21 protein-coding genes are annotated in these 22,437 nt (G+C 41.4%); 18 read left to right on the top strand and 3 right to left on the bottom strand.

Annotated features, from left to right (window positions below):
- The first annotated feature begins 567 nt into the window (after window positions 1–567).
- The 7 genes from polA (at window position 568) to dnaI (ending at window position 9,039) form a co-directional block, all read left to right on the top strand.
- On the top strand, window positions 568–3,192 hold the full coding sequence (gene polA / locus ACP8HG_RS02550) for a DNA polymerase I (protein WP_438298134.1): 2,625 nt from the start codon (window positions 568–570) through the stop codon (window positions 3,190–3,192).
- A 9-nt stretch (window positions 3,193–3,201) separates the two neighbouring features.
- The gene (gene mutM / locus ACP8HG_RS02555) at window positions 3,202–4,074 is read left to right on the top strand and encodes a bifunctional DNA-formamidopyrimidine glycosylase/DNA-(apurinic or apyrimidinic site) lyase (RefSeq protein WP_067207669.1); all 873 of its coding nucleotides are present in this window, start codon (window positions 3,202–3,204) and stop codon (window positions 4,072–4,074) included.
- A gap of 22 nt (window positions 4,075–4,096) precedes the next feature.
- Window positions 4,097–4,693: a dephospho-CoA kinase gene (gene coaE / locus ACP8HG_RS02560; protein WP_067207671.1), complete on the top strand. Its 597-nt coding sequence runs from the start codon at window positions 4,097–4,099 to the stop codon at window positions 4,691–4,693.
- A 123-nt stretch (window positions 4,694–4,816) separates the two neighbouring features.
- Window positions 4,817–5,839, top strand: coding sequence for a glyceraldehyde-3-phosphate dehydrogenase (locus ACP8HG_RS02565; protein WP_067207674.1), 1,023 nt, complete (start codon window positions 4,817–4,819; stop codon window positions 5,837–5,839).
- Between the two features lie 381 nt (window positions 5,840–6,220).
- Window positions 6,221–6,682: a transcriptional regulator NrdR gene (gene nrdR / locus ACP8HG_RS02570; protein WP_067207676.1), complete on the top strand. Its 462-nt coding sequence runs from the start codon at window positions 6,221–6,223 to the stop codon at window positions 6,680–6,682.
- A 31-nt stretch (window positions 6,683–6,713) separates the two neighbouring features.
- A complete protein-coding gene (locus ACP8HG_RS02575) occupies window positions 6,714–8,093 on the top strand; it encodes a replication initiation and membrane attachment family protein (protein ID WP_187047312.1) in 1,380 nt (459 codons plus the stop codon).
- A gap of 1 nt (window position 8,094) precedes the next feature.
- The gene (gene dnaI / locus ACP8HG_RS02580) at window positions 8,095–9,039 is read left to right on the top strand and encodes a primosomal protein DnaI (protein ID WP_067207680.1); all 945 of its coding nucleotides are present in this window, start codon (window positions 8,095–8,097) and stop codon (window positions 9,037–9,039) included.
- 58 nt (window positions 9,040–9,097) lie between these two features.
- On the opposite strand, the gene ACP8HG_RS02585 is transcribed toward dnaI, so the two are convergent.
- A complete protein-coding gene (locus ACP8HG_RS02585) occupies window positions 9,098–9,286 on the bottom strand; it encodes a hypothetical protein (RefSeq protein ID WP_067207690.1) in 189 nt (62 codons plus the stop codon).
- A gap of 397 nt (window positions 9,287–9,683) precedes the next feature.
- Entirely contained in the window at window positions 9,684–10,646 is a 963-nt protein-coding gene (locus ACP8HG_RS02590) for a polysaccharide deacetylase family protein (RefSeq protein ID WP_067207693.1), read from the bottom strand.
- 645 nt (window positions 10,647–11,291) lie between these two features.
- Between ACP8HG_RS02590 and thrS the strand changes: the two genes are divergently transcribed.
- From thrS to ACP8HG_RS02615, 5 genes are all read left to right on the top strand, one after another.
- A complete protein-coding gene (thrS, locus tag ACP8HG_RS02595) occupies window positions 11,292–13,226 on the top strand; it encodes a threonine--tRNA ligase (RefSeq protein ID WP_067207695.1) in 1,935 nt (644 codons plus the stop codon).
- A gap of 400 nt (window positions 13,227–13,626) precedes the next feature.
- Window positions 13,627–14,133 carry a translation initiation factor IF-3 gene (gene infC / locus ACP8HG_RS02600; RefSeq protein ID WP_067207698.1) on the top strand — a complete coding sequence of 169 codons (507 nt, stop codon included), beginning with the start codon at window positions 13,627–13,629 and terminating at the stop codon, window positions 14,131–14,133.
- A 27-nt stretch (window positions 14,134–14,160) separates the two neighbouring features.
- Window positions 14,161–14,361 (top strand): 50S ribosomal protein L35, encoded by a 201-nt coding sequence (gene rpmI / locus ACP8HG_RS02605; protein ID WP_067207701.1) that lies wholly within the window; start codon window positions 14,161–14,163, stop codon window positions 14,359–14,361.
- A 41-nt stretch (window positions 14,362–14,402) separates the two neighbouring features.
- A complete protein-coding gene (rplT, locus tag ACP8HG_RS02610; RefSeq protein ID WP_067207704.1) occupies window positions 14,403–14,762 on the top strand; it encodes a 50S ribosomal protein L20 in 360 nt (119 codons plus the stop codon).
- A 224-nt stretch (window positions 14,763–14,986) separates the two neighbouring features.
- The gene (locus tag ACP8HG_RS02615; protein WP_231885791.1) at window positions 14,987–15,277 is read left to right on the top strand and encodes a DUF1294 domain-containing protein; all 291 of its coding nucleotides are present in this window, start codon (window positions 14,987–14,989) and stop codon (window positions 15,275–15,277) included.
- Between the two features lie 27 nt (window positions 15,278–15,304).
- Here ACP8HG_RS02615 and ACP8HG_RS02620 read toward each other — a convergent pair whose 3' ends face one another.
- Window positions 15,305–15,685 (bottom strand): sigma-w pathway protein ysdB, encoded by a 381-nt coding sequence (locus ACP8HG_RS02620; RefSeq protein WP_187047315.1) that lies wholly within the window; start codon window positions 15,683–15,685, stop codon window positions 15,305–15,307.
- A gap of 92 nt (window positions 15,686–15,777) precedes the next feature.
- On the opposite strand from ACP8HG_RS02620, the gene ACP8HG_RS02625 reads away from it, so the two are divergent.
- The 6 genes from ACP8HG_RS02625 (at window position 15,778) to ACP8HG_RS02650 (ending at window position 22,288) form a co-directional block, all read left to right on the top strand.
- Window positions 15,778–16,263 (top strand): dUTP diphosphatase, encoded by a 486-nt coding sequence (locus tag ACP8HG_RS02625; protein ID WP_067207709.1) that lies wholly within the window; start codon window positions 15,778–15,780, stop codon window positions 16,261–16,263.
- A 91-nt stretch (window positions 16,264–16,354) separates the two neighbouring features.
- The gene (locus ACP8HG_RS02630; RefSeq protein ID WP_067207712.1) at window positions 16,355–16,855 is read left to right on the top strand and encodes a helix-turn-helix domain-containing protein; all 501 of its coding nucleotides are present in this window, start codon (window positions 16,355–16,357) and stop codon (window positions 16,853–16,855) included.
- The gene (locus tag ACP8HG_RS02635; protein ID WP_231885792.1) at window positions 16,855–17,733 is read left to right on the top strand and encodes a metallophosphoesterase; all 879 of its coding nucleotides are present in this window, start codon (window positions 16,855–16,857) and stop codon (window positions 17,731–17,733) included. Before ACP8HG_RS02630 ends, ACP8HG_RS02635 begins: the two co-directional genes overlap by 1 nt.
- 218 nt (window positions 17,734–17,951) lie before the next feature.
- Window positions 17,952–19,367 (top strand): alanine/glycine:cation symporter family protein, encoded by a 1,416-nt coding sequence (locus ACP8HG_RS02640; RefSeq protein ID WP_187047316.1) that lies wholly within the window; start codon window positions 17,952–17,954, stop codon window positions 19,365–19,367.
- Window positions 19,368–19,522: 155 nt separating this feature from the next.
- Window positions 19,523–20,506 carry a zinc-binding dehydrogenase gene (locus tag ACP8HG_RS02645; RefSeq protein WP_187047317.1) on the top strand — a complete coding sequence of 328 codons (984 nt, stop codon included), beginning with the start codon at window positions 19,523–19,525 and terminating at the stop codon, window positions 20,504–20,506.
- Window positions 20,507–20,608: 102 nt separating this feature from the next.
- Window positions 20,609–22,288 carry a formate--tetrahydrofolate ligase gene (locus tag ACP8HG_RS02650; protein WP_187047318.1) on the top strand — a complete coding sequence of 560 codons (1,680 nt, stop codon included), beginning with the start codon at window positions 20,609–20,611 and terminating at the stop codon, window positions 22,286–22,288.
- Window positions 22,289–22,437: the final 149 nt, after the last annotated feature.

Raw genomic sequence — 22,437 nt, forward strand, 5'->3', positions numbered from 1 at the left:
CCGCCAAAGATGCAATTTTGGCGGCTGATGCTTACTCTATGGTTTTGCCTTTCTTTATTTAAAAGAAGTGTCACTTTCTAGTAGACATCACATAATTAGATGCATAAACTTTACTAAAAGTAAGCAAGGAACACATCGTACAACGTGAAAGGGTGCCCGAAATTGCATCTTCGGGCACTACAATCTCTATAGAAAGTCATCTATTCATTTCTTTCAAACTTAACCGCATTTTTCACTTGAACATTGTAGGTACGCGACAGGCAACTATTCTCAACAGGATTACCGAAAAAGTGTGGGTAGAAGTGACGGAGTCACTTCTACCACACATATCTCTCGTTAAATGTGTCGTGATTAGTTCGCCGAAAGCGTAACGGAAATGATCCAGTGAAAATGAAGGTCATTAAGCCCTTCTCACCAGTATTTTATACGAATAAATGGTTAATCAACAGACGTGTTCATAAGTAAATAATTACAGAAGCAGACTAAACAACGCGTCATTTTCAATTCTATCCGCCCCCGTGGTAAGATGAATGAAGATGACGTTTTTTTGAATGGAGTGGAATGTACATGACGACAAAGAAAATTGTGTTACTTGACGGAAACAGTCTTGCGTACCGGGCATTTTTTGCATTACCTTTATTAACAAATGATAACGGTATCCATACCAATGCGGTATATGGCTTCACGATGATGCTCCAAAACATCCTTGAGGATGAAAAACCGACGCATATTCTCGTGGCATGGGATGCTGGAAAAACAACATTCAGGCATAAAACATACGGAGAATATAAAGGTGGGCGTCAGAAAACGCCACCTGAATTATCCGAGCAATTCCCTTATCTGCGAAAGTTGCTTGAAGCATACAATATCCCCCAGTACGAACTGGATCAGTATGAAGCGGATGATATCATCGGCACGCTTAGCAAAGCGGGAGATGCGGACGGTTCCGAAATCGTCGTCATTTCAGGGGATAAGGATTTAACGCAACTTGCCAGTAGCCATACAACGGTGTTCATCACTCGAAAAGGGATGACGGATATTGAGAAATACACGCCTGAACACGTCATGGAGAAATACGGCATTGAGCCCCATCAAATCATTGATATGAAAGGACTAATGGGCGATGCATCCGATAATATTCCCGGCGTTCCTGGAGTCGGGGAGAAAACTGCGCTCAAATTGTTAATCGAATACGGTTCGATTGAAAATGTCTATAAATCACTTGCTAAAATTACTGCTAAAAAGCTGAATCAGAACCTAACGGAAAATGAAGCACAAGCGTTTATGAGCAAAGATCTTGCGACAATTGAAGTGAATGCACCGATCACGGTTAACATTAATGATTTAGCGTATGACGGCCCCGATATGGATCAAGTGACGACTATTTACCGGGAGTTGAAATTCAAAACGCTCCTCGAAAAAATTGCTCCTCAAGCAGCTGAAGAACCAAAAGAAGCAATTGAAGTCACGATTGTTGCCGAACTCTTGGACAAGGATTTATCAGATGAGATGGCGATTCATGTTGAAATGATGGATGAAAACTATTTGACTGCAGAGATTTTAGGCATTAGTTTAGCGGATGAAAAAAACATTCTATTTATACCGCTTGAAGTTGCAAAAAAATCGACACCATTCAAAAACTGGTTGCAAAATACGGACAAGCTGAAATACTCGTCTGATTCAAAAGCAGCTAGTGCATCACTAGCGCGTCAAGGTCTAGATGCAGAAGGCTTCCAGTTTGACCTATTGCTGGCGACCTACATCGTCAACCCATCGACGACCTATACCGATGTAGCTTCCATTACAGGAGAGTTTGGTTACACAGAAGTCGAGCAGGATGAAGTGATTTATGGAAAAGGTGCTAAGAAAGCGATACCGACCGAAGAAATAATTGCAGACCACGCCGGTCGAAAAGCGCTGGCGATTTGGAAATTGCACGCAGAGATTGAAGAGAAATTACAAGATAATGATCAATATGATTTATACCATGAACTTGAGTTACCGCTTGCGGCGATTCTTGCGAAAATGGAAACGACTGGTGTTAAGACGGACCGAGAGACGCTTCTGACAATCGGAACTGAACTGTCTGCTAAACTGGCCACACTTGAGACAACTATTTATGAAATTGCAGGAGAAAAATTCAACATTAATTCACCTAAACAGCTTGGTGTCATCCTTTTTGAGAAAATCGGACTTACTCCGATTAAAAAGACGAAAACTGGTTATTCAACTGCGGCGGATGTGCTTGAGAAGCTTGAAAGCGAACATGAAATTATCAGCCATATATTGAACTATCGCCAACTCGGTAAATTGAATTCGACATATATCGAAGGACTATTGAAAGAAATTCACGAGGATGGCAAGATTCATACCCGTTTCCAGCAAGCACTCACGACAACAGGTCGACTTAGTTCCATCAATCCCAATTTACAGAACATTCCTGTACGGCTTGAAGAGGGAAGGAAAATTCGTGCAGCGTTCGTTCCATCTGAACCGGGCTGGTATCTATTTGCCGCGGATTATTCACAAATCGAACTGCGGGTACTCGCACATATGTCGCAAGATGAAAAACTGATTGAGGCTTTCCGTGCAGGTGCAGATATTCACACGAAGACAGCAATGGATGTTTTCGGTGTTGATGAAGATTCAGTGACGTCAGACATGCGACGAGCAGCAAAAGCAGTCAACTTTGGAATTGTCTACGGTATAAGTGATTACGGACTTTCGCAAAACTTGGATATTACGCGCAAAGACGCAGCACAATTCATCGATACTTATCTCAGCAGTTTCCCGGGAGTCAAACAGTATATGAGCGACATTGTTGCAGAGGCGAAAAGGAAAGGCTATGTGACGACGCTTATGAACCGGAGACGCTATTTACCAGAAATCACAAGTTCGAATTTCAACTTAAGAAGTTTTGCGGAACGGACTGCTATGAATACACCGATTCAAGGAAGTGCAGCCGATATTATTAAAAAAGCAATGATTGAAATGGCTAACAGGCTTGAAGTTGAAGGCATGCAGACACGTATGCTCCTGCAAGTACATGATGAATTGATCTTTGAAGCACCACAAGAAGAAATTGAGAAACTAAAAGAAATCGTACCTGAAGTGATGGAATCTGCTCTAGCGCTTGACGTGCCATTGAAAGTAGATTGGGCATTCGGATTATCTTGGTATGAGACGAAGTGAGGGGATAAAGTGCCTGAATTACCGGAAGTAGAAGGGGTTGTCCGTGCACTCGCACCAATTGCGATTGGAAGGACAATCCAGAACGTAACCGTTTCAGATACGGTTATCAAATCAAAACAACTAGGTAAAGAAGCTGTGATAAAAGGAATTACAACCGAAGATTTTATAGTAGATATGGCTGGTATGACGATTGGAAATGTCACACGGCGCAGTAAATACATTTACTTTCATTTAATGAAAGATGGTAACACCTGTCTTCTTGTCAGTCATCTTGGTATGACAGGGGCTTGGTTCACCGTTGACAGCGTTGATGACATTACGGAAATGAAGTTCCGTAACCATGTTCATGTTGTTTTTACGCTGGAAGGCGGGGGACTACTGGTGTATTCGGATATTCGTCGTTTTGGAGAACTACGGCTTCTTGGCTGTGAAGCAGATCATCCGCCACTATTGAAAATGGCTCCTGAACCGTTCGCTACTGGAGCGCGCAAGCATTTCCTTGAGTTTGCAGCTATGCCGAAATATGCCCGAAAACCAATCAAAGAAGTCATTATGGACGGGCATGTACTATCTGGATGTGGGAATATTTATGCGACGGAAGCAATCTATAAGATGAAGATTCATCCCGAAAGGACTACGGAGCGGATTAGTCTAAAAAGAAAAAATGAATTATTTGATGTGATTGTGGCTATTTTACAGGAAAGTATTGATGCGGGAGGCAGCTCCATTTCTGATTACCGGAATATTAATGGGGAAGCGGGCACAATGCAGGATCGTCTTAAAATGTATGGCAGGAAATTTTGCCCTGCTTGCGGCTCTGCCACGGAGAGTATGAAAATCGCAGGTAGGACATCCGTTTATTGTCCGACATGCCAGAAATGATTGTTGAAGGGCTGTGTGAGCTATGATTATCGGTTTAACGGGCAGTATTGCAAGTGGGAAAAGCACCGTATCCAAGATGTTGAAGAAAAAGGGCTTTCCAATTGTAGATGCGGATGAAATTGCACGTCTTGTTGTCGAACCCGGGAGTCCAGTTTTACAAGAGATCAGTCGCGTATTTGGTCAGGGGATTTTACGTTCGGACGGATCGCTTAATCGTGAAAAGCTAGGACAGCAAATATTCGGTAATGTAGAAGAGCGCCAAAAGTTGAATGGTATCATCCATCCTGCAATACGACAAGAGATGTTAAGGCAAAAAGAGCAATTGATTTCAACGGGATCGAATACAGTTATCATGGACATCCCTTTGTTGTTTGAAAGCAAGTTGCAATCGTTCGTGGATAAAATTATTGTCGTGTCTGTCACAGCAGAAATACAAAAGGAACGTCTCATTGCGAGGAATGTGTTATCGGAAGAAGAAGCGGATGCACGAATCCGTTCCCAACTATCAATCGAAGAGAAGGAACTGAGTGCAGACGCGGTTTTATTCAATAACGGTCCAGTGGAAGAGACAGAAAGCCAGTTGACTGAGGTACTTTCTAAATGGAATGCAGAGCCTTGAAGTGATTCTGAAAAATGAAACATTTCAATTGTCCATAGTAAATCTTGGTTTTAGCATAATATGTGTTATACTAATGACGAGTATTAGATAAAAAGTATAACATACATACAGGAGGATCTTTATATGACTACTTCTATTGCGATAAACGGGTTTGGACGAATTGGACGAATGGTATTCCGTCAAATGATTACAGAAGAAGATGTAACAATCGTTGCGATTAACGCAATGTATTCATCAGAAACACTCGCTCATCTTATAAAGTACGATACGAATCACGGTACATTTGATGGCGAAGTCATTGCAGAAGAAAATGCGATTGTCGTCAATGGGAAACGAGTGCAAATCGTCTCTGACCGTGACCCGCTTAACCTTCCTTGGAAAAAGCTTGGTGTCGATATCGTCATTGAAGCGACTGGTAAGTTCAATTCGCGTGACAAAGCGGCACTTCATCTTGAAGCGGGGGCAAAAAAAGTCATTATATCGGCACCTGGTAAAAATGAAGATATCACAATTGTTTTAGGCGTAAACGATGATAAATTAGATATCGAAAAGCATGACATCATTTCGAATGCAAGTTGTACAACAAACTGTCTTGCTCCTGTAGCTAAGGTATTAAATGATGCATTTGGGATTGACAACGGTTTAATGACAACGGTTCATGCGTATACAAATGACCAAAAGAACTTGGATAATCCTCATAAGGACCTTCGACGTGCACGTGCATGCGGACAATCTATCATTCCAACATCTACTGGGGCTGCGAAAGCGTTGGCACTTGTGCTTCCAGAATTGGAAGGGAAGATTCACGGAATGTCACTTCGTATACCTACGCCGAATGTTTCACTTGTCGACCTAGTTGTAGATTTGAAGCAAGACGTGACAGTAGAGATGGTAAACAATGCATTTAAGCAGGCTTCTGAAGGAGCGATGGCAGGTATTCTCCGTTTCTCAACAGAGCCGCTTGTATCTATTGATTACAATACAACAACTGACTCAGCAATCATTGACGGTCTTTCAACAATTGTTATGGCAGATCGCAAAGTGAAAGTACTTGCCTGGTACGATAATGAGTGGGGTTATTCTGCACGAGTCGTCGATTTGACAAAGAAAGTTGCAGTAGCTTTGAAAACAAAAGAACTTGCTTAATTGTGAATAGAGAGCGTCCCTAAAGTCAGTGAACGATGACTTTAGGGACGTTTTTTCTTGGAAGACAAGTATATGTTTTCGACGTGGAACGGTGCCCAGGCTCCAGGCGCCAACCCTTGGGTCATAAGTTGTTTGGGAAGGAATTGAACTACATCTCTCCTGTGTGGGGGTTGAAGTACGCCTCCTCGTACTTGTAAGCAGTCATAGCGACAGGACGTCGCGAACTTCAACTGCCTTCTTTTATCACTTATGCCTGTCGGGGTGGATGGCGTCTTGCGCTTTTCTCATTGTACAATGCTTCTTTCCACTCTATTTCGATTTTTTTTGTCGTTTTCTGTTATAATTAAGTTATTATCTAAGAAAAAGCGGAGGATACACATTATGAAATGTCCAGCTTGCCAGTTCAATGGCACCCGGGTAGTTGATTCTAGACCGGCCGAGGAGAATAGATCCATCCGGCGTCGCAGAGAATGCGAACAATGCGCATTCCGTTTTACGACATTTGAAAAAGTTGAGGAAATGCCTTTGATTGTCGTGAAGAAAGACGATTCGCGTGAAGAATTTAGTGGAGAAAAAGTGCTCAGAGGTCTTATTCGAGCATGTGAAAAACGCGCTGTTTCCCTTGAGGACCTAAAAAAGATCGTCTATTCTATTGAAAAAGAATTGAGAAGCGCAGGTGTCGTGGAGATTAATTCTGATGATGTTGGGGAAATGGTTATGGAACAGCTATCGGAAGTTGATGAAGTCGCTTATGTCAGATTCGCTTCAGTCTATCGCCAATATAAAGACATCACAGTTTTCATAAAAGAATTGCAAGACCTACAAAAACGAACGAAAAAGTAACGTATCCCATTCAGATAGGAAGTAGAGTTTGATGGCACCCCTTTATAAAGAACTACAGCCAGTTGACGCATACAAAATACGGTTATCGCAGCCCTTTTCAGATTATGACCGTCAACTCCTCACTTTATTTTACCAACCGCTGATTGGCCCAGGTGCGATGAGTTTGTTTATGACATTATGGGCGGACGCAGAGCGTGAAGATGACCGTGAATACAACCATTACCACCTTATGAACATTTTGACGATGCCACTGGGACCTGTCTTCGAAGCCCGTATATCTCTTGAAGCAATCGGCTTATTACGAACGTACAAGAAAAAAGATGGAGATGCGAGATTATTTGTTTACGATCTGCTTCCTCCACTTGATGCCAAAGCTTTTTTCCTAGATCCACTGTTGTCGACATTCTTGTTTAGTAAAATCGGAGAACAGGCATACCGAAATCTACGTAGCCGCTTTGCGCTAGACAGTGTTAATGAAGTTGGATTTGAAGATGTTTCTCGTACATTTTTAGATGTGTATACGCCCGTTCAGCAGGGCTATAGCATGGATATGGGCGAGGGCCAGCAGTTTATCGGACGGAATGAACCGGAAGGTGTTCCGTTTTTGCATTCAGACTTTGATTTCAATCTGCTAAGTTCGGGGTTATCTGAACAAATGGTTCCCAAAGCTTCATTATCTTCTGTTTCTAAGGAATTAATTGCGAAAATCGCATTCCTTTATTCGCTCACGCCGCTAGATATGCAAAAAGTCATCATGATGGCTCTCGATGAAGATCTCAAGTTGCCGGAAGACAGATTGCGAAAGTCAGCAGCGGAGTTTTATAAAATGAATGTTTCAAAAGAGGCGCCAGTCTTGCATAAAGTGTATGCGAAAGAATTACCTAAGCCTGAAACAGGACTATTAACGCGAGATGAAGAATTGGTGCATTACCTTGAAAATACGGCACCCCTTGAAATGTTGCGTGAGATTAACGGGAAAGAACCACTTTCTGTAGACGTGAAGCTTGCTGAAAAGTTGGTCAATACACATGGGTTGTCCGTCGGTGTCGTCAATGTTCTGCTGCAATACGTTCATTTGCGCAATGACGGGAAAATAACGAATAGTTATGTCGAGAGGATTGCTTCCCATTGGATGAACAAAAAGGTTGATACAGTGAAAACTGCACTTGAAATGTCGAGGAATGAGCATGACCAGTATGTTAAATGGAAAAATGAAGGTCAGAGCACAGGATCGAAATCGACGCCTAGACGAAAATCCGCGCGGGAAGAGAAAGTACCGGAATGGTTTTATAAAAAAGAAGAAAAGAAAACAAAATCAGATAAACCTGTTAAGTCTTCTTCAGAGATTGATGAAGAACGCCGTAAATTACTTGAGGAATTAGGCGTAACGGGGGACGGGACGGTGAAGTGAAATGGAACATATTGGCGATACGTTGAAACGGGTCGTGAAATCACCGGCATTTGCCGCAAGATATGATGAATTGCGCAGAGAAGTGATGGAGAGTCCAGGGGTACAACAATTTTTGACGGATCATTCCACTGAAGTTGATGGCGAAGTGGTCGAGCGGAGTCTTGGGAAACTATACGAATACGCCACCGCTTCCCATAGTTGTGGAAAATGTCCCGACCTCGCAGGATGTGTGAATATCATGAACGGCTTCGAACCGAAATTGGTATTATCCCGTGGGCTTATAGATGTGGAATATACAAAGTGTCCCAACAGATTAGTTGATGATGATCAACGTAATATTAAGAAGATGATAGACAGTATGTATATGCCCAAAGATGTCATGGAAGCGAAATTGCAAAGCATTGATATGTTTTTTGATGATAGTAGGGTGCCGGCGGTACGAGCTGCAAAAGATTTCTTGAACGCTTTCGATGAAACCGGAAAACTTCCAGAGCGAGGTATGTACATTTATGGCCCGTTTGGAATCGGTAAATCATTCGTGCTTGGAGCATTGGCGAACGAATTAGCCAATCGTCGGATACGTACAGTTGCTGTATATGTCCCGGAATTCCTAAGGGAAATGAAACAATCTATTCAAGATCAGACCTTAAATGAGAAAATTGATTTTGTGAAAAACGCACAAGTACTTATGCTTGATGATATTGGTGCAGAAACAATGTCTGCTTGGACGCGTGATGAAGTGCTCGGCACTATTTTACAATACAGGATGGCAGAAAAATTGCCGACTTTTTTCACATCTAACCTTAGTTACGCTGAACTTGAAGATCATTTGACATACACACAGCGTGGTGAAAAAGAAGCTGTAAAAGCGGCAAGAATCATGGAGAGGGTGCAAATGATTAGCATTCCAATACGACTCGATGGTGAAAATAGACGCGATAAATAAAAGGGAAACCTAAAAATGACAGAAGCATTGAGCTTCTGTCATTTTAATAGTTTATTTATTATCTTTTTTCAAAACGGTTTGTGCGTTGTTCTCTTTGCTTTTGATTCTCATTTTCTTGAGTATTCAACTTATCGATATCGAATGTAGAGCCGAATTCTTCACGCATATCATTTGGTTTTTGGTTTTTGTTACGGTCTTGATTTTGTTTTTGGTCACGGTTTGGATTTCTGTCTTTGTTATTTGGCAAGATTAATCACCTCCATAAACGTATCATGTGTTTAATGCAGCTTTTCATTCCATGGTAATTAATTCTACCTATATATGTTGACATAAAGAATGCTCTCAACAACGCTCGGCACATAGAATCATTAGTTCAACATATATATCAAGTGCGATGTCTGATTTTTAACTTCATATTTTTAACAAGCCTTCGCGTTTCGTAATTGATAACAATAATGCTACAAACTCCCTATTCACTCCTGTACAGAATTTGATATTTTGTTCTTTCCGGCTCAAATTCTTCGGAAAAGGGGCCTGAATGATTATAAATTTACCATATCAATATCGGGCGGGTGAATGTCCTCGTTATTCACTTTATCTCCCTTATACCTCACTATTAAATACCGTTGCTACTAGGGCTGGTTTTAGTCGTCAATCCGCTTTTCGCTCATTAAATCACTTACGGTACCTAGTCGAAGCCCTTTCCCTTTAATTTCAATTATCATAGTTTCCAGCCCTTCAAAAACGGCTTTTGTGGGGTGCATTAGAACCATCGCACCGCTACTTACCCCAGAGACAACACGCACAACCATTTCGGAGGTTGCTGGCTTTCTCCAGTCAACTGTATCGACCGTCCATAGAATGGTTTTCATGCCAAGCTCATTGGCGACTAAAATGGTTTCCTGATTAAAGCTTCCACTTGGCGGTGCAAACCATATCGGTTTTATACCAAGAGTTTCCTCAATTACATCATTTGTTTTTTTCAATTCATTCACTGTTTCATTTCGAGAACGCTGTTTAAGGTCGGGGTGACTATAAGCATGGTTGCCGATTTCGTGACCTTCAAGGTTAATCATTGTAGCCAGATCGGGATTATTTTTAACCCAACTACCATCAAAAAAGAATGTTGCCTTTACCTGGTTGTCTGATAATGTTTTCAGGATACCCGGAATGTACTCATTGCCCCAAGCGACATTTATGAGTAGGGCTACCATTGGTTTTTCAGGATTCCCACGATAAATCGGTGACGGTTCTAAATCGCTCAAATGGATTTCCGGAGAAGTTTCCTTGAAAATGATTTTATTTGTATCAATATCTGTGCTGGGTTTCATGTTCTTATAGCTGGCTTCAATATCTACTTCTAAGCCATTATATCCGGGTATTGCTTTCCAGACTCTGTCGATTTTAGCGTTAATAGGTTCAATTTTATGTTGGTCATTATAAGCTGAAATCATTTTAATAAGTTCATCATTATCAGCTTCTGAGAAAGTAGTGATGGAGCTTTCGGCGTCAGGCTTTGAAGAAATAGCTGTAAATGTCTTAATGAGAATGCTCGGCACTGAGACTAGCACAATAAAAATCATAATCATGTAAATGATCTTTTTCATTCTTTTTCCTCATATGCAATACATTTAACTAATTGAAGATGTTCAGGCCAATCTACGGCAGCTTTATCACTTTGTTCCATGGTAAATCCTCCATTCAATATCTTGATACTAGTAGGCTTCCCGTTCATCTAAGGACTATACTTTTGATTATCTGGCAACACTGCAATCTAAATAAATAGAAAAACAGCTGGAGGAACCTAGAGGATTAGGTTGTTTTATAATTATTAATGCAATGAATTATGGAGATACATGTAGAACGAACTTGCATTTATTACGTAATCGACGTATACTCAGTTTTAATTAATAATCTGAAATGCTTGGAAGAGGACAACAATCTTTTCGTCTACCTAAAGAGAACGGGGCCATTGGCTGGAAGCCCTGAAGGATAGAAGGATGATTTACCACCTTGGAGCAGCATCGGTGAACAGTGCAGTAACCGATGACGGAATCCGGTCCGTTACCCGACGTCAAGCTTCATCTTTTCGGTACGTTTGTCTAGCTTCAGCGGTCTAAACAGGCCACTTACGCTTTTCAAGTGTTCCGGATTGAAGGAAGAAGGGTGGAACCGCGAGCTAAAGCTTCGTCCCTTTCCAGGGATGGGGCTTTTTTTGTTTTCCAATAATAATAAATGAGGAGTGCTTAACAATGACAAATATGATTAATTTGAAATTTCCAGATGGTGCCGTGAAAGAATTTCCACAAGGCACAACTACAGAAGACGTAGCAGGATCAATTAGCCCGGGACTGCGAAAAAGTGCGCTGGCAGGTAAAGTTGGAGACAAGTTAGTAGACTTGAAATCAGCAATTAATGAGGACGGTGATATCGCGATTATCACACCTCAATCACCGGAAGCGCTTGAAATATTACGCCACAGTACAGCACATCTTCTTGCACAAGCTGTAAAACGTAAGTTTCCTAATGCAAAACTAGGTATTGGGCCAGTTATCCAAAGCGGATTTTATTATGATATTGATTCGCCTGAACCGATTACAGCAGAAGACTTACCAGAACTTGAAAAAGAGATGAGAAGAATTATTGCTGAAAACGTGGAAGTAATTCGTCATGATGTATCTCGTGAAGAGGCGAAAAAGCGTTTTGAAGAAATCGATGACGAATACAAACTAGAACTTCTAGAAGCGATTCCTGAGGGCGAGCAAGTGTCTATTTATGAACAAGGCGACTTCATCGACTTGTGCCGTGGTGTTCACGTTCCATCTACAGGGAAGTTAAAGGAATTCAAACTCCTTAGCATCGCAGGCGCTTACTGGCGCGGCGATTCGAATAACAAAATGCTACAACGAATTTACGGTACAGCGTTCTTTAAAAAAGATGAACTAAAAGAACATCTTCGTCTTTTGGAAGAAGCTAAAGAGCGAGATCACCGTAAAATAGGGAAAGAACTTAATCTTTTCATGAACTCTCAAAAAGTGGGTCAGGGCTTGCCAATGTGGTTGCCTAAGGGAGCAACGATTCGCCGAATCATCGAGAGATACATCGTTGATAAGGAACAGAGGCTTGGCTATGATCATGTCTATACACCAGTTCTCGGTAGCGTCGAATTATATAAAACTTCAGGCCACTGGGATCATTATCAGGACGGCATGTTCCCTGTAATGAGTATGGACAACGAAGACCTTGTTTTGCGTCCAATGAACTGCCCTCATCATATGATGATTTATAAAAATGGAATTCATTCATACAGAAACCTGCCGTTACGTATTGCGGAACTTGGTACAATGCACCGTTATGAAATGTCCGGAGCACTATCAGGCTTGCAGCGCGTTCGTGGAATGACGTTGAATGATGCGCATATCTTTGTTCGTCCGGATCAGATTAAAGATGAGTTCAAACGCGTTGTCCAACTTGTTATTGACGTTTATAAAGATTTCAATATCGAGGATTATTCATTCCGTGTTTCTTACCGCGATCCAGCGGATAAAGAGAAATATTTTGATGACGATGCAATGTGGAATCGTGCACAAACAATGCTGAAAGAAGCGATGGATGAACTTGGTCTTGACTATGTTGAAGCAGAAGGGGAAGCTGCATTCTACGGACCTAAACTTGACGTTCAAGTGAAAACAGCAATTGGTATGGAAGAAACATTGTCAACAGTGCAACTCGACTTCTTGCTTCCTGAACGTTTCGATCTAACATACGTTGGCGAAGATGGAAAACAACATCGTCCAGTCGTCATTCACCGCGGCGTTGTTTCAACTATGGAACGTTTTGTTGCATTCCTAATAGAAGAATACAAAGGTGCATTCCCAACTTGGTTGGCACCTGTCCAAGTTGAAGTAATTCCAGTTTCACCAGATGCGCATTTTGATTATGCAGATGGCGTTCGTGAAAAATTGGTTGCTGCTGGATTCCGCGTTAATATTGATAGCCGTGATGAAAAAATTGGTTACAAGATACGAGAAGCACAGATGCAAAAAGTACCTTATATGCTCGTTCTTGGAGACAAAGAAGTCGAATCAGGCGAAGTGAACGTTCGTAAATACGGCGAACAGCAATCTGAAAGCTTGCCATTCGACGAATTCCTTGCTAGACTAAAAGAAGAAGTTACAAGTATTTAAATTTATACAGCAGTGGTCAAACACTAACTATATAAATTTTAACGCATGTTTTCAGCGATGAAAGCAATGCGGCAACCGTGAATTAGCCAAGCCGCAGATTAAAACATGTTGACAAGTTTACTATCACATGGTAAAGTAATTAAGGTTAGTAATGACTGAATACAGTTTGTGGTATAAGAAGAGGCTACCCGCTTCTCACCTGTTCGACGCCTAGACGTTGTTGACGGGTTAAAACATGAGTGAAGTGCCGTGCATTTGCACGTACACATACGCGGGTAGACAAATCCAATTTGTCTACCTTTTTTAATTGGATGGACCTGTGGGGCCGACCCGAACCGGACGGTATACCCAAACCATGTATTCGAGAAATATCCGGAGGTGGATTACTATTAGCAAAGACATGTACGTAAATGAGGGCATCCGTGCCCGCGAGCTACGCATTATTGATCACAACGGCGATCAGCTCGGAATCAAAACACGCACTGAGGCACTTGAAATTGCCGCTCTTGCGAATTTGGATCTTGTCCTTGTAGCACCAACAGCGAAACCCCCAGTGGCTCGTATCATGGACCACGGAAAGTTCAAATTTGAACAGCAGAAAAAGGATCGCGAAGTCCGTAAGAATCAGAAAATCATTTTGCTTAAAGAAGTTCGGTTAAGCCCGACAATCGATGAGCATGATTTCCAGACAAAACTACGGAACGCTGTCAAGTTCCTTGAAAAAGGCGATAAAGTTAAAGCTTCAATCCGTTTCCGTGGACGTGCGATTACGCACAAGGAAATCGGACAGCGTGTCCTTGACCGTTTCGCAGAAGCGTGCAAAGATGTATCTACGGTTGAACAACGACCGAAGATGGAAGGCCGCAGCATGTTTCTAGTGCTTGCACCAACTGCTGAAAAAGAGTAACAATGAATGATTTAGGAGGAACAGAACATGCCAAAAATGAAAACTCACCGCGGCTCAGCGAAACGTTTCAAAAAAACCGGTTCTGGTAAATTGAAACGCGGCCGTGCTTACACAAGTCACTTGTTTGCAAACAAACCGACAAAAGCGAAACGTCACCTGCGTAAAGCTTCACTAGTTTCTTCAGGCGATTTCAAACGCATTCGTCAAATGATCACTTACATGAAATAATTTAAAACACAATCGGACAGAAAAGCAGGAGGTAATGAACTATGCCACGCGTAAAAGGTGGAACAGTGACGCGCAAGCGTCGTAATCGAGTATTGAAATTAGCAAAAGGTTACTTTGGTTCAAAACATAGACTTTACAAGGTAGCAAACCAACAGGTAATGAAATCATTCAACTATGCATACCGTGACCGTCGTCAGAAGAAACGTGAATTCCGTAAACTTTGGATTACACGTATCAATGCGGCTGCACGTATCAACGGTCTTTCTTACAGCACTCTTATGCACGGCTTGAAAGTAGCTGGCATTGATGTTAACCGTAAAATGCTTGCTGATCTTGCAGTGACTGACGCGCAAGCGTTCACACAACTTGCAGATGCAGCGAAAAAATCAATCGCTAAATAAGAACGTCAATAAAAGTCGCCAAACGGTCCAGAGTTAATCTGGGTGCGAGGCGACTTTTTTATTTGTTTTTTTACGGCGACGGTAAAGTTTTCGTATTGAGGAGTTTAGGAAGAGGATCTTATAGATCCGTGAATCTGTCGTACAGTCTAAAGAATTATATTATTACTCTCTGACTGCTAAACAGTGTAAAATGTAAGTAGAGAAAGAAAAGAGGGGAATCATACTTGCAAACGACACTATTAGGATGGATTGCAATTATGTCCGTTTGGGCATTTATTACGATGGGGTATGATAAGCGTCAGGCAAAGAGAAAAGGACAACGAATACCTGAAAAGAATTTATGGACGCTTGCACTGCTTGGTGGAGGCATTGGTGCATATCTTGGGATGCAAACATTCCGTCATAAGACAAGACGTACATCTTTCCGGATCGGCTTTCTTATTTTAGCAATTGCCTATGGTATTGGCATACTCTATCTTCTAGGTGTTACCCTACCAGGAATGATGGAAGTGTAAAATAGCCCGCTTTTCAACGGGCTTGTTCTATTGTTCCATTAGTCGTTCGATTGGATTTTTCCAACTAATAGCGGCTTTGGGGTAGTTGGATAAGATTGTGGATGAAAGAAAATCAAAATCCGCTTTTGTGAAATCTTGAAGTTTTGTTTCATCTTTCACCCAAACGAAAATGGAGATGACGTCAATGGAATCATCTGTTGTATCTAAGTATTTTTCACCCTCAAACATAGCGCCTTTATACGATAGGAAGAAATTTTTTCGCACATTATTTACTTCATCATAGAAATAATACTTTTCCTCCGCGTATGCATCATCAAGCTTTCTTTTGGGGTCCGTCAAATAACGAATCCCGCGGTAGACTAAATAAATGATAAAAGCAATAATGATCAAGCGGATCAGTAATCCCATAACGGATCCCCCTTATGAATTTATAGATACTATCTTATACGGATGACAATCTGAAAAGTTTCAATATAGTTAAAAAAATGGAGGTTTTTTTTATGCAACTGTCAAAACTATTTACCATGCAACGTGAACTCGATTTATTTATCCAAAATAACAGAGAGGAAAAAACAGATGTTTTTCTAGAAAAAGGACTTGCACTCTTAATTGAACTCGCGGAACTTGCGAATGAAACGCGTTGTTTCAAATTTTGGAGCACAAAAGGTCCTTCAGATGATGCTGTGATTCTTGAAGAATATGTAGATTCGATTCATTTTCTACTTTCCTTGGGTATAGAAAAGGACTTACATACGCTAACAAATTGGCCGGAAGGTGAAGTTGAAGGAGAATTGACACAATTATTCCTAGAAACTACGGCTGCTATTCACTGTTTCCTGAATGAACTTAGCATGACGGCTTATGAGAAAGTCTGGATTCATTATGGGGCCATTGCTAAAAAACTTGGTTTCACAAATGAAGATATTATTGGTGCGTACTTAGCGAAGAATGAAGAAAATTATAACCGTCAAAAAACAGGTTATTAATTGTTTTATAGAAAAATCAAAAAATAGATTGACAGAAGCCTCCAGATAAAAAATAATAGAGTTGTATATAAACTTTTTAGGGGGCGTAAATGTGAACGATTGGAACAAAGAGGATTTTGGTATAAGGTTAAAGAAATTGCGTGAAGAACGCGGATTATCAATGATGGCATTCGGAGCAGCTATAGGAACGTCAGCAAGTCGTATTAAAGATTGGGAAAAAGGGAAGAATGCTCCATCGGCGGCTTGGGTGGCAAAAATATCTGAACGCTTTAATGTTACAACTGATGAGCTGATTCTAGGGAATTCGAAGACGTCAAAACCGTTTAAAAGCACGGGATCTGCAAATGTAGATATGCTTTACGACAAATTGAGAGAAAATGTTATTAGCGATATAGAAACGCAAGAACAAGAACAAACGAGTCATACAGACGAACTGTATGCAGAACTTGATGCTATACACAAAGAAACGTATAGAAGCGGAAAGGGCAGAAAACGTGCAGAAATCGAAATGCTTGCGATACTGACAGAACTGCCGAAAAAAGAGGTCCTAGAACTTTTAGAACTTGCAAGGTTGAAAAAACGCTGGTTGTAATGAAAACGACTACGAATACAACGAAAAAAAAGATGCCCTTACGGCGTAAATGGTTTTTCATCTTATTCATACTTGTCCTTCTTTGCTTTGTCGTATATAAAGGAAATACAACAGTCGGGGTAACGCATTATGAAATTGCGTCGGACAAGATCCCTGCTAATTACGACAAATACACTATCGTCCAGATTTCTGATTTACATGATGCCGAATTGGGTGAAAACCATTCACATGTTGTTGATAGGGTGAAAATGATCACGCCTCAAGCGATATTCATTACGGGTGATTTTATCGACAGTAACCGCTACGATCTTGAAAAAAGTCTGATTCTTATTGAAGAGCTTCAATTTGTCGCTCCAATCTATTACGTGACAGGAAACCATGAAATCGCTACGCAGGATATGGACCGTATTAAGGGGGCTCTCGAAGACTTGGGGGTTCGTGTCTTATCGAACGAAGCGGATGTAATTACATTGTTTCCCGATAGTTCAATAGCAATAGGAGGAATTGAAGATCCGCTGGCAAGTGAGCTTGAAGATGATGAAGCCGTTAAAATATCGATAGAACAAGCATTTGAAAATATACCTGATGAGATGTTTAAAGTGCTATTGTCACATAGACCTGAGCAATTTGATGTATACGCTGAAGCCGGGATAGATGTGACGTTCAGTGGTCATGCTCATGGCGGACAGTTTCGTATACCAGGGATCGGTGGCCTCGTTTCACCTGGACAAGGTTGGTTTCCCAAATATTCATCAGGCGTCCATGAGAAGAATGGCAGCGACTTGGTAGTCAGTCGCGGCCTGGGCAATAGCATCATTCCAGTGAGGCTGTTCAATCAACCGGAAATAGTAGTTGTCACATTACGCACAATAGAATAGTCCTAGCCTCCTTTCGATTATTGAAGGAGGTTTTTTTGTTGAAAATAATAATAGAATCTACCGTAAAATCCCATTAAATAACTGCTATTCTCATTTGTCGAAATAGGATATGATATGTACTTAACGTGAAAGTATCCGTAGTTAAGGTAAAGGCATTTTTGACATGTGTATAAAAATTACACTGCGAATGTTAAAAATGGAATAGGGAGGAACTAGAAATGATTCAAAGTGCTTTAGAGTGGATTGTAACGACAGGGAATAACCTTTTATGGTCGTATATCCTAATCGGTTTGTTAATTGGTTTAGGTATTTATTTTACGATTCGAACGAAATTTGTACAGTTTCGCCTGTTTGGTGAAATGTTTAAACTTATAGTGGAAAAACCGGAAGTGAAGGGCGGGATATCTTCCTTTCAAGCGTTTACAATTAGTGCTGCATCACGGGTTGGAACAGGGAATATCACTGGGGTTGCCCTTGCAATTGGCATTGGAGGGCCAGGCGCAGTTTTCTGGATGTGGGTCATTGCGATAATCGGAATGGCGACTGCGTTTATCGAAAGTACGCTCGCGCAAGTGTATAAAGTGAAGGACGGCGATACATTCAGGGGAGGGCCTGCTTATTATATGCAAAAGGCTTTGGGGAATCGGAAGCTGGGTATCATATTCGCTATTTTGCTGACACTTTGCTTCGGTTTTATTTTTAATGCTGTACAGTCAAATACAATAAGTTTATCATTCAATAGTGTGTTTCATATTGAAAAATGGGTTATTGGATTAGTTCTTATTTTTATAACGGCTCTTGTTATTTTCGGAGGCGTTAAACGGATTGCCAATGTCACACAAGTTATCGTTCCGATTATGGCTATTCTCTATATTATTGTTGCTTTATATGTCGTTATTATGAATATAAATGAGGTTCCCGCAGTATTTAAACTAATCTTCACGAGCGCATTTGGAATGAACGAAGCGGTCGGTGGGGCAGTCGGGGCAGCGATTATGCAAGGAGTGCGACGTGGACTATTCTCCAATGAGGCAGGTATGGGGAGTGTACCGAACGCTGCTGCGGTTGCAAGTACATCGCATCCGGCAAAACAGGGTCTTGTTCAAAGTCTAGGTGTGTTTTTTGACACAATCATCATCTGTTCTGCAACGGCGTTCATTATTATTCTTGCCGATCTTTATAATACAGGTGAAGTGGATGGAATTCTCTTGACGCAGACATCCCTTGGTGTCCATGTAGGAGAGTGGGCACCTTATTTCTTGGCAATTGCCATTTTGTTTTTTGCTTTCAGTTCAATTATTGGAAACTATTATTATGGCGAGACGAATATTGAATTTATCAACGCGAATAAAATATGGTTAACTCTTTACCGTTTTGGTGTACTCGCGATGGTCATGTTTGGAACGCTTGCAAAAGTGGATCTTGTTTGGAACATGGCGGATCTCTTCATGGGGATGATGGCAGTCATTAATCTAATAGTTATCTTCCTTCTAGGAAAAGTGGCATTCAAAACACTAGATGATTATACAGAACAACGAAAAAGAGGACTCAATCCTATATTCAAGTCTAGTACGATTCCCGGGCTAAAAGGTGCAGAATGTTGGGAAGATGAAAAGATAAGCGACGGCAAATAAAAGATTACTTCAATTGTTAAGAAGGCAAGAAACCTATTTGAACTATAATTGGTTTCTTGCCTTCTTTCATTTCGTTTACTATTTAGAAGAGTGTGAAAAAAGGTAACTATTAAGGTATGATAGAGATAGTATGCACTTAAGAAAGGATGATTAAGATGAAAGCATTTATCCATGAATTAGGGCAGTTGAAAATAGGTGACATGAAAGAACCAGTTGCAGCAAGTGGTGAAGTCGTCGTTGCGATTCAGACGGCAGGTTTGAACCGTCGAGACTTATATATACCTGGACGTAGGGGGAATGAGGCACAAGCATTGACGCTAGGATCTGACGGTGCAGGAATTATTGAGTCAGTAGGTGCAGGAGTAACGGCGTTTGCAGTCGGGGATGAAGTAATGATTAATCCTTCGCTACGTTGGTTTGAAAACAGCGATGCCCCACCGGCAGAATTTGATATTTTAGGAATGCCAGATAATGGGACATTTGCTGAGAAAATTGCTATTTCGGCTGAACAGATTGAAAGGAAACCCACTCACTTGTCCTGGGAAGAGGCAGCGGTACTTTCGTTAGCGGGTTTAACAGGTTATCGTGCACTATTTACTAAAGGGGGATTGAAAGCGGGGGATACAGTTTTCATCCCAGGTGCCGGCAGTGGAGTAGCCACGTATCTTATTTCATTCGCTAAAAACGTTGGAGCACGTGTTATTGTTACTTCCCGCAGTGAAGCTAAGCGAAAACAGGCACTTGAACTTGGCGCGGACATCGCTCTTGATACGAATGGGGATTGGAACAAGGAGTTAGAAGGAGAGACAATCGACCTCGTTATCGAAAGTGTTGGCCGGGCGACGTTTAATCGTTCGCTTAGTTTATTGAAAAAAGGCGGGCGTATCGTCATTTTTGGAGCAACGACTGATGATACAGTCGACTTGGATTTGCGCGCGTTTTTCTACGGACAGTATCAACTTTTCGGTTCTACGTTAGGTAGTCGAGAAGAGTTACGTGACATGATTGCGCATGTCGAAAAATATGGAACACGTCCAATTGTCGATAAAGTCTTCAATTTAGACGAAGCGGCAGAGGCATTCGATTATATTGAAGAGAGTAAGCAATTTGGAAAAGTGGTACTGCAAGTAACGAAATGATGTAGTACTTCAGTTAATTATAATGTCGTATAAAATTCACTGAGATATCCCTCTATTTGGATATAGCTGGGGTATACTTAAAATAAAAAAGGTGGGACAGACATGACAAAAAAAGTATCGCCATTAACTGATTTACAAATAGCATCACAGGCCACGATGAAATCGATTTGGACTATAGCCAAAGAGGCAGGTATACCCGAAGAAGCGGTCGAACCATACGGCAGATTCAAAGCAAAAATTGATGTAACTAAGTTAGCCGAGAGTAGTAAGGATGGAAAAGTGGTTCTTGTCACAGCCATTAGCCCAACGCCGGCGGGGGAAGGGAAGTCGACTGTCACTGTAGGGCTTGCTGATGCCCTTTCAAAGCTCGGAGAAAAGACAATGATTGCTTTACGCGAACCATCCCTTGGACCTGTTATGGGGATGAAGGGTGGGGCTACAGGCGGTGGTTATGCTCAAGTGTTGCCAATGGAAGAAATTAATCTACATTTTAATGGTGATATTCATGCAATTACGACTGCGAATAATGCGCTTAGTGCACTTATAGATAATCATCTTCACCACGGAAATGTGCTTCGGATTGACCCGCGGAGAATTACTTGGAAACGCGTCTTGGATATGAATGATCGCGCATTACGCAACATAACAATTGGACTCGGCGGCCCTACACAAGGAGTTCCAAGAGAAGATGGTTTCGATATTACAGTCGCATCAGAAGTTATGGCGATTTTTTGTTTAGCGACAAGCCTGCAAGACTTGAAAGAAAGACTTGCACGTATCGTTATCGGTTATACGTATGATAAAGAGGCGGTAACGGTACGAGACCTTGGTGTCCAAGGGGCATTGGTACTTCTACTGAAAGAGGCATTCAAACCAAACCTTGTGCAGACAATTGAAGGGACTCCGGCACTTATACATGGTGGACCCTTTGCGAACATTGCGCACGGCTGTAACTCGTTAATTGCAACAAATACGGCACGTAAACTTGCTGATATCGTCGTTACGGAAGCTGGATTCGGTGCCGATTTAGGTGCTGAGAAATTCATGAATATAAAAGCACGTCAAGGTGGATTCTCACCCGATGCAGTTGTCATTGTGGCAACAGTACGTGCACTTAAAATGCATGGTGGAGTTCCGAAAAACCAGCTTGCAGAGGAGAATGTACAGGCTGTCACGGATGGATTAGTCAACTTAGCTAAGCATATTGATACCATTCGTGCATTCGGTGTCCAACCGGTCGTTGCGTTGAACAAGTTCATCACGGATACTGGTGCAGAACTGGAAGTCATTTTTGAGTGGTGTGAGGAAAACGAAATAAGGGTAGCACTCACTGATGTCTGGGAACGCGGTGGAGATGGCGGCATTGCTTTGGCGCAGGAAGTTTTAAAGCTTCTGGATGAACCAAATAATTTCGCTCCACTCTATGATGTAGAACAGCCCGTAAGTGATAAAATTACAGCTATTGTTCAAAAAGTATATGGTGGATTGGGTGTTGTATTTACAGAACAAGCGTTAAAAGATCTCAAAAATATCGAGAACAATGGCTGGGGAATTTTGCCGATTTGTATGGCCAAAACCCAATATTCATTTTCAGATGATCCGAAAATACTTGGGCGCCCTGAAGGGTTTACTATTACTGTTAGAAAAATCATTCCGAAACTTGGAGCAGGATTTCTTGTCTGTCTGACGGGGGATATTATGACGATGCCAGGATTGCCGAAAACGCCTGCAGCCCTTCAGATGGATATCGATTTACAAGGCAATGCAGTAGGTTTAATGTGATTTTTGAAATTGTGGATAGGTAATAAATTTAATGAGGTTGTCCAAATAATTGGGGACAACCTCATTGTTAATTAAGTAAGTCTCGAATCATGTTTCGCTTAGAAGCAAACATATTTAAATCAGTTTATTTAGGTGGCAATTTAGTAAGC

The organism is Sporosarcina sp. FA15 (assembly GCF_051550195.1).
Lineage (GTDB): Bacteria > Bacillota > Bacilli > Bacillales_A > Planococcaceae > Sporosarcina > Sporosarcina psychrophila.

Excerpts from the sequence above, each read along its gene's own strand:
- ACP8HG_RS02565 (WP_067207674.1), top strand. The coding sequence starts at position 4,817 with ATGACTACTTCTATTGCGATAAACGGGTTTGGACGAATTGGACGAATG.
- infC (WP_067207698.1), top strand. The coding sequence starts at position 13,627 with ATGTACGTAAATGAGGGCATCCGTGCCCGCGAGCTACGCATTATTGAT.
- polA (WP_438298134.1), top strand. The coding sequence starts at position 568 with ATGACGACAAAGAAAATTGTGTTACTTGACGGAAACAGTCTTGCGTAC.
- dnaI (WP_067207680.1), top strand. The coding sequence starts at position 8,095 with ATGGAACATATTGGCGATACGTTGAAACGGGTCGTGAAATCACCGGCA.
- nrdR (WP_067207676.1), top strand. The coding sequence starts at position 6,221 with ATGAAATGTCCAGCTTGCCAGTTCAATGGCACCCGGGTAGTTGATTCT.
- ACP8HG_RS02650 (WP_187047318.1), top strand. The coding sequence starts at position 20,609 with ATGACAAAAAAAGTATCGCCATTAACTGATTTACAAATAGCATCACAG.
- ACP8HG_RS02640 (WP_187047316.1), top strand. The coding sequence starts at position 17,952 with ATGATTCAAAGTGCTTTAGAGTGGATTGTAACGACAGGGAATAACCTT.
- ACP8HG_RS02575 (WP_187047312.1), top strand. The coding sequence starts at position 6,714 with ATGGCACCCCTTTATAAAGAACTACAGCCAGTTGACGCATACAAAATA.
- ACP8HG_RS02635 (WP_231885792.1), top strand. The coding sequence starts at position 16,855 with ATGAAAACGACTACGAATACAACGAAAAAAAAGATGCCCTTACGGCGT.
- ACP8HG_RS02620 (WP_187047315.1), bottom strand. The coding sequence starts at position 15,685 with ATGGGATTACTGATCCGCTTGATCATTATTGCTTTTATCATTTATTTA.
- thrS (WP_067207695.1), top strand. The coding sequence starts at position 11,292 with ATGACAAATATGATTAATTTGAAATTTCCAGATGGTGCCGTGAAAGAA.
- ACP8HG_RS02645 (WP_187047317.1), top strand. The coding sequence starts at position 19,523 with ATGAAAGCATTTATCCATGAATTAGGGCAGTTGAAAATAGGTGACATG.
- rpmI (WP_067207701.1), top strand. The coding sequence starts at position 14,161 with ATGCCAAAAATGAAAACTCACCGCGGCTCAGCGAAACGTTTCAAAAAA.
- rplT (WP_067207704.1), top strand. The coding sequence starts at position 14,403 with ATGCCACGCGTAAAAGGTGGAACAGTGACGCGCAAGCGTCGTAATCGA.
- coaE (WP_067207671.1), top strand. The coding sequence starts at position 4,097 with ATGATTATCGGTTTAACGGGCAGTATTGCAAGTGGGAAAAGCACCGTA.
- ACP8HG_RS02625 (WP_067207709.1), top strand. The coding sequence starts at position 15,778 with ATGCAACTGTCAAAACTATTTACCATGCAACGTGAACTCGATTTATTT.
- ACP8HG_RS02590 (WP_067207693.1), bottom strand. The coding sequence starts at position 10,646 with ATGAAAAAGATCATTTACATGATTATGATTTTTATTGTGCTAGTCTCA.